Genomic DNA, 12,770 nt, shown 5'->3' on the forward strand with positions numbered 1-12,770 from the left:
ATGGCGTTCCTGCAAAAACTGCGAAAAGACGAAGACGGCTCCATCGTTATTGAGACAGCAGCCATCATGACGGTGTTGGCACTGATTTCTGTTGGCGTTGTAGATTTTGGCCTGGCCTACGCTCGCAATATGCAGCTTTCAAACGCGGTCAGGGCTGGGCTTCAGTATGCGCTCGTGCGCAAGCCCGTGAATGACGATTATTCGGCCATAATCGCCGCAGTTGAAGCCTCCGCGCCGGCGGCGGACCCCAGCGCTGCCCGTGAAGTAACGGCAACGCTATATTGTGAGTGTCCAGACGGATCCGCAAGCGATTGTACCACCACTGGCGGGGTTGATATCACATGTGACGATGGCACGCTCAGGAAGGCCTATCTGGATATAACACTCACTGAAGAATATGATCTTCTGCTGACTTATCCGGCAATAGCAAGCAGCCTTACGCTGAGCCAAACCGTAACAGCGCGGTTGAACTGATATGACAAAGACGTCTCCATATCAGCGACTGAAAGCTTTATTGGGGCGTTTGCGCTGCCGAGATGACGGTGTTGCGGCGGTTGAGTTCGCCATGACAATTCCCATTTATCTGGGCACCATCATCATGCTGATTGAGTTGTCGCGCATCGTCTACACGCAGGCGGTGGTTCTTTATGCGGCAGAGGAAGCGACGCGCTATGCGCTCGTGCATTATGACGCTACATCTAATGACGTACAGGCGATCGCCGAGGCGAACCTGCTGGGGCTGGACCCAGACAACATTACGGCCATAATTATCACATCCCCTGTTGACCCGACGGATCAGACCAAACTGGTGACGGTGGAAGTGCAATATCAATATTTGCCGATCCTGTCGCTAGAGGCATTCCTCAACTTGGGCGATGATGCCGGACTTGCCATAACCGGTGAGTCCAGAGGCTTTTTGACAGAAGAAATACCCTACTAAACTTTCGTGTAACCGCCAGTTTCTCCCAATTACCGCTTGTCTCAAACGGCTATAAGTGGCAACGATTGGGGAAAATGGGTGTGTTATGACGACAGAAAACGAACAGGAAGCCAGCGCAGCCATGAGCGTGGCTGGCGAAGAATATCCAAGTGCCGAGATTTTGGCAGCTGCCAAAGAAAAACGGCGCACTGTGCCAGAAGATGCGGTCTTCAGTTATTTTGTGGCTCCGGATGACCGCCGCATTCGGTATGCCCGGTTTCCAGCAAGCAAGGTTTTGGAGCCCAAAGGCACTGTGATCTTCCTGCCTGGTCGCACCGAGTTCATCGAAAAATTCCTTGAAGATGTGCATATATTTAATGCGCTTGGGTTCGCCTGTGCAGCCATGGACCTACGTGGTCAGGGCATGTCCTGGCGCCCGCACCCGAACCGCGACAAGCACTATGTACGTACGTTCGACACACACCTGACCGATGTGAAAACCCTGTTTGAAGAAAAGCTGATTGGCAAAATGCCAAAGCCTTTCATTCTGATGGGCCATTCGGCCGGCAGTCATGTGATCCTGCGCTTCCTTCGGGAACACCCCGGTTATGCTGATGCAGCCATTACAGTTGCCCCGATGGTGAGAATTGCGACGGGCGGGTTGCCAGATTTTGTCGCCAAGGGGCTGCCGCTAATCATGCGTTATATGGGGCTTGGGGCGGCTTATATTCCTGGCCATACGGCCTTCAAGGAAGGACGCTGGGGCTGGCGCAAGAAACTGACACACGATGATGACCGTTTTGAAGATGAAGACTTCTTCATCAAAACCAAGGACAAGCGGCTGGCCGTCGGCGGGGCAACATACAAGTGGCTATGGGAAGCTTTGAAATCATGTGACAAGCTGAACGCAGAGGGTTGCCCGGAAGGGATCGAAACGCCGGTACTGATGCTTCAGGCAGAGAAAGACAGCATCGTCGACAATGCCGCCCAAACCAAACTTGCCGAACGGATGCCGAATGCCAAACTGGTGGTCATCAAGGGAGCGATGCACGAAATCCTGAAAGAAACCGACGGGATGCGGGCAGATCTGTGGCATGCCATCGCCGCATGGATGGATTTGGAAAATGGCCCTGATTTTGGCGACGATGTGCTGCAGACCAACACACCGGCCCCATTGGAGGACAGTTGAGTTCTTTCCGGTCCCCCCGGCAGTGTGTTCGCTAGAATAGCCCAAAGGTCGTCCTTCGGGCTATTTCGAAGATAGCCTTCGCTGCAGCATGCTTGATATTGCAAAGTCGCTAGGACTGGAGGATATCCATCACCTGCTCAAGAAGTGTCGGGTCCCCCAAGGCCAGGAGCCGCCCACAGTCGCCTGGCGCCTCCCCTTCCCAATTGGTGGCGGATCCGCCAGCACCCCGGATCACCGGGATCAGCGCCATCATATCGTATGGCTTGAGGCCGCTTTCTACCACCATATCCATGTGGCCTGCCGCCATCACGGCATAGGCGTAACAGTCAAGTCCATAGCGAACCAGCCGGATTTCCCTTAGAAGCGTATCGAAACGGTCGCGCTCAACACCCTTGAACAGGCCTGGGTCGGTACTTGAAAGAGTAGCCTTGTCAAGGCTTGGGCAGGCACGGGTTTTGATGGGCATATCATTCAACGTAGCGCCGCCGGGCCAACCCAGATAGCGTTCCTTGATGTAAGGCTGGTCGATCACGCCGATCACCGGCTCGCCATTGTGCCGGAGCGCAATCAGCGTTCCCCAGGTTGGCAGGCCGGAAATGAAAGCGCGTGTGCCGTCGACCGGATCAAGCACCCATTCGAACGGGCCTGCGGCTTCCTTGATGCCAAATTCTTCGCCGAAGATGCCGTGGTCGGGGTAGTGTTCTTCAATCAAGGCGCGGATCGCTTTTTCCGCTCCCTGGTCTGCCTTGGTCACTGGGTCGAAGCCGTCGCCCTTGTCTTTGTCGTCCACACCAATCGGTTGCCGGAAATAGCTGAGCGTGATCTCCGCGGCAGCGTCAGCCAACTTGCAGGCGAAGGCGCAGAGTTCATCAACCTGATCCTTTGAAAGCACATCGGAATGTGGTGTGGCGGTCATGATAAGTTCCCGTGACGTGAGTGAACAAAGATTTTCATCAATGGCGCCTTGCCATTGCGGCCACTTTAGACCACAAATTGCCCGGAAGAAGCAACGGATGTATGGCAATGGAAGCTGATTTTCTGATCGTCGGAGCCGGTATCGCGGGGGCAGGGCTTGCGTACCGCCTGACGCCACATGGCAGGACGGTCATGCTGGATATGGAAGAGCAGGCTGGCTACCACACGACCGGACGGTCCGCAGCCTTTTATGCTGAAACATATGGCGGCCCGAAGCTTCAGCCGCTCACCACTGCTTCCAAAGATTTCCTGACCAATCCGCCAGAGGGTTTCAGTGCGGCCCCACTGATGAACAAATTGGGTGCTATCCATGTGTTCAGGGAGAACCAGCGCACGCAAGCTGAGGCCGTCTTCAATGAAATGCACGGCGCCTTGCCGGGCGTTCGCATGCTGGATGCTGACGAGGTTCTGGAGCAGGCCCCGCACCTCAAAGAGGGCATCTTCGCCGGCGGCATTGACGACCCCGATTGCGGTGACCTGGATGTCGCTGCGCTCCACCAGGGGTATTTGCGTGCGGCTAAGAAAACGGGCGTGGAAGTGCTTCTGGGAGCAGGGCTTGAGGCAGCGGCGCACGATGGTACCATGTGGCATGTAAAAACCCGGTTGGGGCAGGTGAAAGCGCGTGTGCTCATCAACTGTGCAGGCGCGTGGGCAGACGACATTGCCCGCCGCGCTGGCGTTGAGCCGCTTGGGCTGAAGCCGCTCAGGCGAACCATCATTACGGTGCCGAAACATGAGGGCGTGCCGTTTGACCGCCACGGCCCGGTGATTATTGATGTGGACGAAGAGTTTTACTTCAAGCCCGAGGGTAATGGCTATCTCGTCTCCCCCGCCGACGAGACGGAAAGCCAGCCATGCGATGCCCAGCCAGAGCTGGAGGACGTTGCGGTCGCGGCCATGCGGTTTGAGGAAGCGACAGGGATGCCGGTTGAAAAGATTGAGGCCAAATGGGCAGGTCTCAGGACCTTTGCACCTGACAAGGCGCCGGTCATTGGGTTTGATGCTGATCACCCGGCCTTTTTCTGGAATGTGGGGCAGGGCGGCTACGGCATTCAGACATCACCTGCATGGTCTGAATTGGCAGCAAGCCTGGTTCTCAAAGAAGGTGTGCCGGACATGCTTGCCCGGCACGGTGTGATGGCTGAGGCGTATCGGCCTTGTCGCCTGCGTTAATGGCGCCTGCGTCGGCGCCTGCGGTGCCGGGTTTCGCCGAAGGCAAACACCAGGATCAGGGCTCCTGCAACGCCTGCAATGACATCGCCGATCCAGCCTGTGGGCCCAAGGCCAATCACGCCGAACAGGAAATTGCCTATCATACCGCCGAAGATGCCCAGTATGATGTTGCCAAGGGCGCCATAACCCTCGCCCCGGATGATGTGGCCGGCCAGGAAGCCGACGATAGCGCCTGTAATGATGGTTCCGATCATAAAGCCTGCTCCTCCTGGTTGGCGGGGTGTGTGCTGAAGCGGAACAGCATTGCGCCCGAAAAGCCTGTTATAACAGAGCCGAACATGTTGATCGGGCTGAAGCCCAGCAGACCGACAATGAACCAGGCCGCGATTGCCCCTATCGCACCCAGCGCGATGTCGCGGGTGCCGCCAAGGCTTTTTCCTTCAAGAAGTTTTCCTGCAAGCAGCCCGGTAAGGGCGCCAGCCAATAATGCACTGATCATGCTGCCCTCCTAATAGCGGTAGCGCCTGCCGTAACCGCGGTCATAGTCGAACTCGCGGCGGAGCTCGTCATTGCGGTATTGGCTGAGCGCATAAATGGCCCACATGGCAGCCACAGGCCAGCCAATGAAGGTCATCCACAAAAGGGCATTCATCAAACCCTGAAAAGGGCGCCAAATGGTGAAAAACACCATGGGTGGGAAAAGTATCGCCAATATCAGGCGCATCTGATCCTCCTCTATCCTCGCTATGTGTCGACATTTTTTTGTCTTATTTAAAAGATGTGGGAACAGACCGGTGTGTTTTCAAGTTTCGCCGCCTGCAAGCCCTGCTGAAAGCCGCCCCCGGGACGACGATATGTCGCTGCTGTTTTTGATACGCAACCGCCAGCTACTGTGCTATTGAGCCAATCAGGCACATGTTTATGTGGGTTAGGGAAGCCTCTCGAGGCTAGGGGTTGTGTATCGAGATGATCAATTTTCTGCGTAATTTCAAAGTGAATGTCCGTATCTGGACGCTGACTATTCTGGCGTTTCTGGGCATGATTTTCATCGTTTGGGAATTTTCGACGCTGGTCGCGGAACTACAGGCCGGACGCGTGTCGCAGGCTGAGTTCGAAAACCACCAGAACCTGGTGTATATTGTGACAGCCATTCTGATAGCGGCGATCTTTGCCCTGTCTTGGGCCATTACTGCCAGCATCATGGGGCCGCTCAGGCGCCTGCAGGCTGAGCTAAGCTATCTTTCTGAAGGCAAATATGACAAGCCGGTGACCGATACGGACCATGGCGACGGCATCGCCGCCATGGCGCGCGCGGCTGAGTTCCTGCGCAACAACGCGCTTGAGACCGAGCGGCTTCGGCAGGAAGCGGATGACGCGAAGGCGCAGCAAGCCGCGGCAGAGCGTGAAGAGGAAGAACGGCGCCACGCTGAGGAAACGCGCCGCCTGCAGGAAGAGCAGGACAAGGAACGCCAAATGAAGGCCGAGCGGGACGCGATGCGTTCTGACCTTGCGGACAGCTTTGAAAACGAAGTCTCCGGCGTTATCCAGTCGCTCTCCGGCGCGGTGGCCGAGTTGCAGATGGCAGCCGACACCATGACCGATGCGATTGAGCAAACCACGATGGAAGTGAGTGCGGCTGCGAGCGCAACCGACGCCACAAGCCAGGATATGATTTCCGTCGCCGAGGCCACAGAGGGACTGACGGGGGCGATCGGCGAGATCCGCACGCAAGTGGAGCAGGCGAATTCCATCAGCATCAACGCCATGACGGTTACCAAAGATGCCGCAGAGCGCGTAGGTTCGCTGTCGAGCGCGTCCGAACGGATCGCGGAAGTCGTACACCTGATCAACGATATCGCAGAGCAAACCAACCTGCTGGCGTTGAACGCCACCATTGAGGCAGCCCGGGCAGGCGAGGCAGGCAAGGGCTTCGCGGTGGTTGCCAATGAAGTGAAAAGCCTAGCGAACCAGACGGCACGTGCGACGCAGGAAATTGAAGAGCAGGTGGCTGCCATGCAGTCTGCCACCAAGGAAACCGTGGACGGCGTGAATGAAATTCACCGCACCATCAATCAGGTGAGCGAGATTTCCGGCATGATTGCCGCCGCAGTGGTGGAACAGGAAGCCTCAACGGGCGAGATTGGCCGAAGCGTTCAGAACGCCAGCCAGGGCACAGCCAACCTGGGCCAGAACGTCGGCCGGGTGCAGGAAATGGCGCAGAAGAGTGCCGGTGCCGCCAATGTTGTGAATGAAAGCACCGGTGGCCTGACCGACCAGGCCAGCATTCTGGAAGATTCCGTCAACCGCTTCCTGGCGCGCCTGCGCGGATAAGCTAGCGGCTTGTAGGATCAATAAAGGCTCGCCTTTCGGCGGGCCTTTTTCATGAACTGCAGCGAAGAGGCCGGCGCAGATGCCTTTGCCCTAGTTACGCTTTTTCGGGTCGCCGATCGGCCGGTGGCTTTCGATATGGTCAATGTACCAGCCAGGGAAGCCATAGCTTTTGGCTGCCTTCAGGACCTTTTCGATATATTCGGTTGTTGCCTGCTCGGGCTTCATATTATCGCACACATAAACAAGCGCAGGCACGATCTTGCCGCCGCGGGTCATCACCAGCATGGCCTCAGGCCGATACTTATAGTCCGTGAAGGATGACAGGTGCGTGGTGTAAAGCGTTTCAAGTTCATCGTGGGTCAGGTTCGCCAGAATCCCGTATACAACGCCGTCGCCGTTTTCGTGCAGATTGGCAACGGGTTGCATCAGCATTTCATAGCCATGAATGCAGGCTGGCGCAAACGCGCGCTTCTTGATGCCGGCTTCTTCCAAAACGCTCAAGCTGATAAAAGAACCGTAGAAAAAAACCTGTACCTTGCGGTCGGTCATATAACCCTCTCCCAATTTCCCCAGCAGTTTCTTATGAACACGCGCAGGCGTGTTGCGTCAAATATTATCTTATGTGGTGGCTATAGCTTTACTGGGGTCGCTTCATAGCGTTTCACATTGATCGACAAAACCTGCATGCCAGCAAGGGCCTGGCGGAACTTTGCCGTATTTTCCGATTTCAAGTGCCTGGCGAGGGCTTCCTTGGCTTCCCATTCCTCATAGAAACGGAAATTCCCCGGCATATCGATGTCTTCCGACATCTGGTAGGTGATGTTGCCTAGCTCCTTGCGCGCGGCGCGAACGAACTGTTCGAACGCTTCTGTCGCCTCGCGCCGGTATTCCGGCGATATCTCAATCAGGCCTGTTACAATCAACAAGTCGGGCCCTCCCGCAGTGCATTTGGGCCAGTATAGTCACAAGACCTTTCGCAGCTGTTAATGCCACGAGCGCCTTTTGGTTGCATGGGTGCGACCCTTGCGGTCATAGTTGGTGTGAACCAAGGATGGGGAGCGCCATGGTTGATGACAAAAGAACCGACGAGCAAGGGTACACAGATCCGGAAACGGGCAAGCCGATCATCTATGCCGACAATGTGCCTGAGTTGTTGCGGGGTGATTTGATGCTGTCACCAATGCGGCAGCGATATGCAAAACGGCTGGATGAAATGACGCACTTGGAGCGAGCCAAACGCGGTAAGTTAGCTTGGAATTCTTGGGTGATAGCTACAGCAGACAAATGGCTTACTCGTCACGACAGAGCAAACCAGATTGAGGTGGTTATCTCTGCTATAAATTGGATATGCTTCGAGGATGAACTTCCATCAAATGTAAAGTATATTTCACATACTAGCTTCGCTGGGTATTGCTTTCCATGCAATGTCTCTTTTCAGGGCATTACATTTAATGGCAAAGCTGCCCCCCCCTAGCATTCAGCTTGTCGAGGATGTTTCTTTTCCGATTTGCGTTTCATTTGTTGGGGCGTTTTTCTGCCAACAAGCTGATTTTCGTAATGCCTTATTTTCGGGGACTGTGGAGTTTGACAAGAGCAGATTTGTAGCGGACGCAAATTTTAGTGGGGCTGAGTTTCTGGGAAAAGCGCATTTTAGGCAGGTGCTGTTTGAGTGGTTTGCAGATTTCTCGGGCCACGCCCTAGGTTCGATAGGGCCCAATGAAAAGGGGGCTGCACGTTTTGTAGCACACGCGGACTTTCAACAAACGGTATTTGTTGGCGGAGCAAGATTTGCGGGAAGGCAGTTTGTAAGGGGCGTCGAGTTTATTAGCGCCGTGTTCCTTTCTCATTCAGATTTCTCAGGTTTCATTGTACGCCGAGGAGCTTCGTTTCAAGATGTATATTTCGTGGGAAATGCAAGATTTGCATATGCCACAATTGTTGGGGCTGCAAACTTTGATAAGTCGGTGTTTCTTAATGGGGCTAGCTTTGTTGCAGCTAACGTAGGAGCAGGAACATCTCTTGAAAATGTTGAATTTGGAAAAGTAGGCAGGGGACTGCCTAATGTCACTTTCGGGTGGTGGCCTGAACGATTGCGCATAATGTTCTTGGAATTAGTCGAAAAATCGAAGACAGAAAATTGTGTCCCAGATTTCCGAAGTGCGCAATTCGCCATTGCCCCCAACCTGGGACAAACTCATGTGGTGATACCGGATACACCTCCTCTCAGCCTACGCGCATGTGAAAGAATGTTTCTACCCTCTGAAGCATGGCGTGTCGCGGACTCTATGGCGGCGGCAAAGCTCCGGCGCATGCAAGAACTGGCAGCAGATGGACATCATCATTTAGTGGAAAAGCGCTTCTTTAGGGCGGAACTCCTGTGCCGCCGTGGGCATGAAGCTACGGTGCGGGAAACGCTGATGATCAACTTGTTTGAGCTGTTCAGCATGTGCGGCCTGAGTTTCCGGCGGCCTGTCATGTGGTGGCTAGGGTTGTTTGCTGTGTTCTTTGCCGTTTATGGCGGGTTTGCGGGGTTGTTTGAGGCTGGCTGGTCAGTGGAAGACAGCTTTCATCTTATCAATTATACCTTCTCGAACGCGACACCTGTGCTGGGTGTGATCAAGGCCAATGATAGCGCGGCTGTGCAGGCGCTGTTCACTGGCGGGCAGCCGCCCTGGGTGACGCTACTGGCGGGCGTGCATAACCTGATTTCCACAATCTTCCTGTTCTTCGCGCTTCTGGCCATCCGCAACTATTTCAAGCTGGGCTAGTGGCCTTTGCCCAGTGGACCCTGTTTGCAGCGCTGGCGGTACGCCAAACGGGTTCAGGGTGACAGTTGAGAAATAGTGATCACTGTCATGCTGAACTTGGATCAGCATCCATTAGTTTCGTGGATCAAGATAGATTCCGTTCCCTCGCGGCTTTCGCCGCTCGCCCGGAATGACGGAGTGCTGGCATGCGGGAACGCGCAGCAGGCTGGCCTGCTGCGGCGTAAAAATTCTTCATATGGCCGGGTGGCTGTTAGCCGCGCTTTTTCTTGAAGCGGGCAAAGAAGCCTTCGCCTGGCGTATAGGACTGGGCAGCTTCCCATTCCTGCAGCTGGCGGGCATATTGTGCTTTGGTGATACCGTATGTGGGCACAGGCTTCTGCTGTTGCATTGTCTCTTCCTTCGCTTGTCGTATCGAGCCTTTATGTTGGCCCTTTTGTCGTGTTTTTTATGGTGCCTCTTTGGGCGCCTCTTATTCACCTTATCTGGTGATGTTTTTCATAAATACAAGATACGGATTAATGCGGCATTAAAAAGGCGGCGAGCGGTGCAATAAAAAAGGCGATCCGTTTGGATCGCCTTTAGAATTCTCTTTTCCCCTGTACAGGCATGAAGCCTCAGGGAATGACAGCGGCCTTATTCAGCAGCCTTCGCGGCTTTCTTGCGCTCATGCGGCAGCAGGAAGCGCTTGCGCAGACGAATGCTCTCTGGCGTTACTTCAACAAGCTCGTCGTCGTTGATGTAGGCCAGTGCTTCTTCCAGCGGCAGCTTGCGCGGTGTGGTCAGCTTCACGGCTTCGTCCTTGCCAGCGGCGCGGATGTTCGTCAGCTGCTTGGCTTTTTGGACATTCACGTCAAGGTCATTGTCGCGGCTGTGCTCGCCAATGATCATGCCTTCATAGCACTCATCGCCACCTTCGATCATGATCACGCCGCGTTCCTGCAGGTTAAAGAGCGCATAAGTCACGGCCTTGCCGCTTGCGTTCGCAACCAGAACGCCACGCTGACGGCCCTGGATCGGGCCTTTGTAGGCGTCGTAGCGGTCGTAGGAGCGGTTCATGATGCCGGTACCGCGCGTGTCGGTGAGGAACTCGCCGTGATAACCGATAAGGCCACGGGCAGGGGCGTCAAAGGTCAGGCGGACCTTGCCGCCGCCTGATGGCACCATGCCGGTCAGTTCCGCTTTGCGGAGCGACATCTTCTCAACCACCGTGCCCTGATAGGCTTCGTCCACATCCACCTGAACCGTCTCGTATGGCTCCAGCTTCTTGCAGTTTTCGTCCATCTTCATCAGGACGCGTGGGCGGCTGATCGCCAGCTCAAATCCTTCGCGGCGCATGGTCTCGATCAGAACGCCAAGCTGCAGCTCGCCGCGGCCTGCCACCTCAAAAGCGTCCTTGCTTTCGGTTTCGGTGATCTTGATGGCCACGTTGCCTTCAGCTTCCTTCATCAGGCGGTCGCGGATTACGCGACTGGTCACCAGCTTGCCTTCGCGGCCCGCCAGCGGGCTGTCGTTTACGGCGAAGGTCATGGCAAGGGTTGGTGGGTCAACCGGGATGGAGTGAAGCGCTTCCTTGACTTCAGGAACGGCAATTGTGTCGGCTACCGTGGCGGTCTGCAGGCCGGCGATGGCAACAATGTCGCCCGCTTCGGCTTCTTCAACCGGCGTCCGCTCAAGCCCGCGGAAGGACAGTAGCTTCGAGATGCGGCCAACTTCGATCACTTTGCTGTCACGGCTGAGCGCGTGGATTGCGTCACCCACTTTCGCACGGCCCGTTTCAATCCGGCCCGTCAGGATACGGCCAAGGAAGTTGTCACGGTCCAGCATGGAAACCAGCATGGAGAACGGCTTGTCGGCGTTACCATCGGTCACCACTTTCGGCGCCGGAACATGTTCCAATACTTTCTCAAAAAGCGGGTGCAGGTTTTCGCGCGGGCCGTCCAGTGTGTCATCGCACCAGCCGTCGCGGCCGGAAGCATAGAGGATCGGGAAGTCCAGCTGGTATTCGTTGGCATCCAGGTTCACGAACAGGTCGAATACTGCGTCGGTTGCAGCGTCTGGGTCTCCGTCCGGCTTGTCTACCTTGTTTACAACCACGATTGGCTTCAGGCCAAGTGCCAGTGCCTTCATGGTTACGAACTTGGTTTGCGGCATCGGGCCTTCGGCTGCGTCCACCAGCAGAACAACGCCGTCAACCATCGACAGGATGCGCTCAACTTCGCCGCCGAAGTCGGCGTGACCTGGGGTGTCCACAATGTTGATGCGGGTGTCGCCCCACATCACGCTGGTGCATTTCGCCAGGATGGTGATGCCACGCTCGCGCTCCAGGTCGCCCGAATCCATCGCGCGTTCTTCAACGCGCTGGTTTTCGCGCACGGTGCCCGACTGTTTGAACAGGTTGTCCACCAGCGTGGTCTTGCCGTGGTCAACGTGGGCGATGATCGCGATGTTGCGAATATTCTTACTCATGTCTGCTTCCTGGGGGCTGTCGTTGCCCCAACTTAAAAAAGGCTTCCGCTGTTATCGGAAGCCCCCAAATAAAAGATTTGCGCGGCTTATACGCGGGAATGACCGTTGCGGCAAGTGGAAAGGGCAGTGGTGCTAGGGTTTCGCTGTCTTCAAACAGTCATAAAGCTTGCTGCCCTCGGCAAAGGCTGCTGATCGTTTCTTGGACAGTGCCAGATACTGGCCGCTGGCACCAAGGGGCGGTTCCAGAATTCGGATGCGTTGCGGGATTTTCGATTCCGTCATGTGGTAGATGATCATGGCCGAGCTGTCGGCAATGAAATCTATGCGCCCGGACAAGAGGTCGTCTATCAGCGATATGCTGTCGCTGCGTTCCACAAGGGTTGCGTTGCCGTCCCTGACAAAAGCATCGAAATTGTCTTCAAGGAGGGCTTTGGTTCGCACGCCCACTTTTTTGCCCCTCAGGACTTCCAGGCTGCTGAAATGGTCTATGGGGCTGTCTTTGCGAACAATCAGGCTTGGGATCAGGTCAACAAGGGGGCTGACTGGAAAATCGAAATACGCCAGTCGGCTTTCTGCGAAATTGGTGGGAATCACCGCATCTACAATGCCGACCTGGGCCATCATGTAGGCGCGGTTCCATGACGGCGAGATGATAAATTCAACGCTAGCACCACACTTGGCGGTAAGGCTTCTGACGGCATTCACAGCTGTACCGGTTAAGGTGCCCTCTTCGGTTTCACGCACAATAAGGGGCGGTGCCACAATCGCAGAAACGCGAAGTGTAGGTGTTTCAGTGGTCGGGCCGGCGTCGAGCACTGTTCCGGAAAAGATGAATGCGCCAGCCATAAGAAGCGTCGCAATATGCAATCGGGCCCTCCTTGATGAGAGGAGTGCTGCTACTCTCGTGTGAACAGTATACCGCAATCCACTATAGGAAAGGTTAATGATT

General features: G+C 55.5%; 16 protein-coding genes. 7 read left to right on the forward strand and 9 right to left on the reverse strand.

The window, feature by feature from the left end; genetic code table 11:
• The 3 genes from KORM41_RS01955 (at position 1) to KORM41_RS01965 (ending at position 2,108) form a co-directional block, all read left to right on the forward strand.
• Positions 1-474, forward strand: a complete 474-nt coding sequence (locus tag KORM41_RS01955; protein WP_068143823.1) for a TadE/TadG family type IV pilus assembly protein — start codon at positions 1-3, stop codon at positions 472-474.
• A 1-nt stretch (position 475) separates the two neighbouring features.
• A complete protein-coding gene (locus KORM41_RS01960) occupies positions 476-940 on the forward strand; it encodes a TadE/TadG family type IV pilus assembly protein (protein WP_082719668.1) in 465 nt (154 codons plus the stop codon).
• Positions 941-1,025: 85 nt separating this feature from the next.
• The gene (locus tag KORM41_RS01965) at positions 1,026-2,108 is read left to right on the forward strand and encodes an alpha/beta fold hydrolase (protein ID WP_068143827.1); all 1,083 of its coding nucleotides are present in this window, start codon (positions 1,026-1,028) and stop codon (positions 2,106-2,108) included.
• A 109-nt stretch (positions 2,109-2,217) separates the two neighbouring features.
• On the opposite strand, the gene hisN is transcribed toward KORM41_RS01965, so the two are convergent.
• Entirely contained in the window at positions 2,218-3,024 is an 807-nt protein-coding gene (hisN, locus tag KORM41_RS01970; RefSeq protein ID WP_068143829.1) for a histidinol-phosphatase, read from the reverse strand.
• A gap of 101 nt (positions 3,025-3,125) precedes the next feature.
• Between hisN and KORM41_RS01975 the strand changes: the two genes are divergently transcribed.
• Positions 3,126-4,256: an NAD(P)/FAD-dependent oxidoreductase gene (locus KORM41_RS01975; protein WP_068143831.1), complete on the forward strand. Its 1,131-nt coding sequence runs from the start codon at positions 3,126-3,128 to the stop codon at positions 4,254-4,256.
• Here the strand turns inward: KORM41_RS01975 and KORM41_RS01980 are convergent.
• Genes KORM41_RS01980 through KORM41_RS01990 form a run of 3 tightly spaced genes read right to left on the reverse strand, consistent with a single transcriptional unit; the run spans position 4,253 to position 4,980 of the window.
• Positions 4,253-4,510 carry a GlsB/YeaQ/YmgE family stress response membrane protein gene (locus KORM41_RS01980; RefSeq protein WP_068143832.1) on the reverse strand — a complete coding sequence of 86 codons (258 nt, stop codon included), beginning with the start codon at positions 4,508-4,510 and terminating at the stop codon, positions 4,253-4,255. The two genes, KORM41_RS01975 and KORM41_RS01980, sit on opposite strands and share 4 nt — an antisense overlap.
• Positions 4,507-4,755 carry a hypothetical protein gene (locus KORM41_RS01985; protein WP_068143834.1) on the reverse strand — a complete coding sequence of 83 codons (249 nt, stop codon included), beginning with the start codon at positions 4,753-4,755 and terminating at the stop codon, positions 4,507-4,509. Before KORM41_RS01985 ends, KORM41_RS01980 begins: the two co-directional genes overlap by 4 nt.
• A gap of 9 nt (positions 4,756-4,764) precedes the next feature.
• Entirely contained in the window at positions 4,765-4,980 is a 216-nt protein-coding gene (locus KORM41_RS01990; RefSeq protein WP_068143836.1) for a hypothetical protein, read from the reverse strand.
• A 242-nt stretch (positions 4,981-5,222) separates the two neighbouring features.
• On the opposite strand from KORM41_RS01990, the gene KORM41_RS01995 reads away from it, so the two are divergent.
• The gene (locus KORM41_RS01995) at positions 5,223-6,587 is read left to right on the forward strand and encodes a methyl-accepting chemotaxis protein (protein WP_068143838.1); all 1,365 of its coding nucleotides are present in this window, start codon (positions 5,223-5,225) and stop codon (positions 6,585-6,587) included.
• A 90-nt stretch (positions 6,588-6,677) separates the two neighbouring features.
• On the opposite strand, the gene KORM41_RS02000 is transcribed toward KORM41_RS01995, so the two are convergent.
• Positions 6,678-7,136, reverse strand: a complete 459-nt coding sequence (locus KORM41_RS02000) for a gamma-glutamylcyclotransferase family protein (protein ID WP_068143840.1) — start codon at positions 7,134-7,136, stop codon at positions 6,678-6,680.
• Positions 7,137-7,216: 80 nt separating this feature from the next.
• A complete protein-coding gene (locus tag KORM41_RS02005) occupies positions 7,217-7,513 on the reverse strand; it encodes a putative quinol monooxygenase (protein ID WP_068143842.1) in 297 nt (98 codons plus the stop codon).
• A 137-nt stretch (positions 7,514-7,650) separates the two neighbouring features.
• Here KORM41_RS02005 and KORM41_RS02010 point away from each other — a divergent pair, with 137 nt between their 5' ends.
• On the forward strand, positions 7,651-8,061 hold the full coding sequence (locus KORM41_RS02010; RefSeq protein WP_068143843.1) for a hypothetical protein: 411 nt from the start codon (positions 7,651-7,653) through the stop codon (positions 8,059-8,061).
• On the forward strand, positions 8,039-9,355 hold the full coding sequence (locus KORM41_RS21650) for a pentapeptide repeat-containing protein (RefSeq protein ID WP_156431855.1): 1,317 nt from the start codon (positions 8,039-8,041) through the stop codon (positions 9,353-9,355). The genes KORM41_RS02010 and KORM41_RS21650 overlap by 23 nt, the downstream gene beginning before the upstream one ends.
• 250 nt (positions 9,356-9,605) lie before the next feature.
• On the opposite strand, the gene KORM41_RS21655 is transcribed toward KORM41_RS21650, so the two are convergent.
• The 3 genes from KORM41_RS21655 to KORM41_RS02025 all read right to left on the reverse strand — a co-directional run bounded on the left by KORM41_RS21655 (position 9,606) and on the right by KORM41_RS02025 (position 12,667).
• Positions 9,606-9,743: a hypothetical protein gene (locus KORM41_RS21655; protein WP_156431856.1), complete on the reverse strand. Its 138-nt coding sequence runs from the start codon at positions 9,741-9,743 to the stop codon at positions 9,606-9,608.
• Between the two features lie 245 nt (positions 9,744-9,988).
• Complete coding sequence (typA, locus tag KORM41_RS02020) at positions 9,989-11,821, reverse strand: translational GTPase TypA (protein ID WP_068143846.1); 1,833 nt, start codon at positions 11,819-11,821, stop codon at positions 9,989-9,991.
• A gap of 132 nt (positions 11,822-11,953) precedes the next feature.
• Positions 11,954-12,667, reverse strand: a complete 714-nt coding sequence (locus tag KORM41_RS02025; RefSeq protein WP_231727077.1) for a substrate-binding periplasmic protein — start codon at positions 12,665-12,667, stop codon at positions 11,954-11,956.
• Positions 12,668-12,770 lie beyond the last annotated feature (103 nt).

The sequence above is a fragment of the Kordiimonas lipolytica genome (assembly GCF_001550065.1).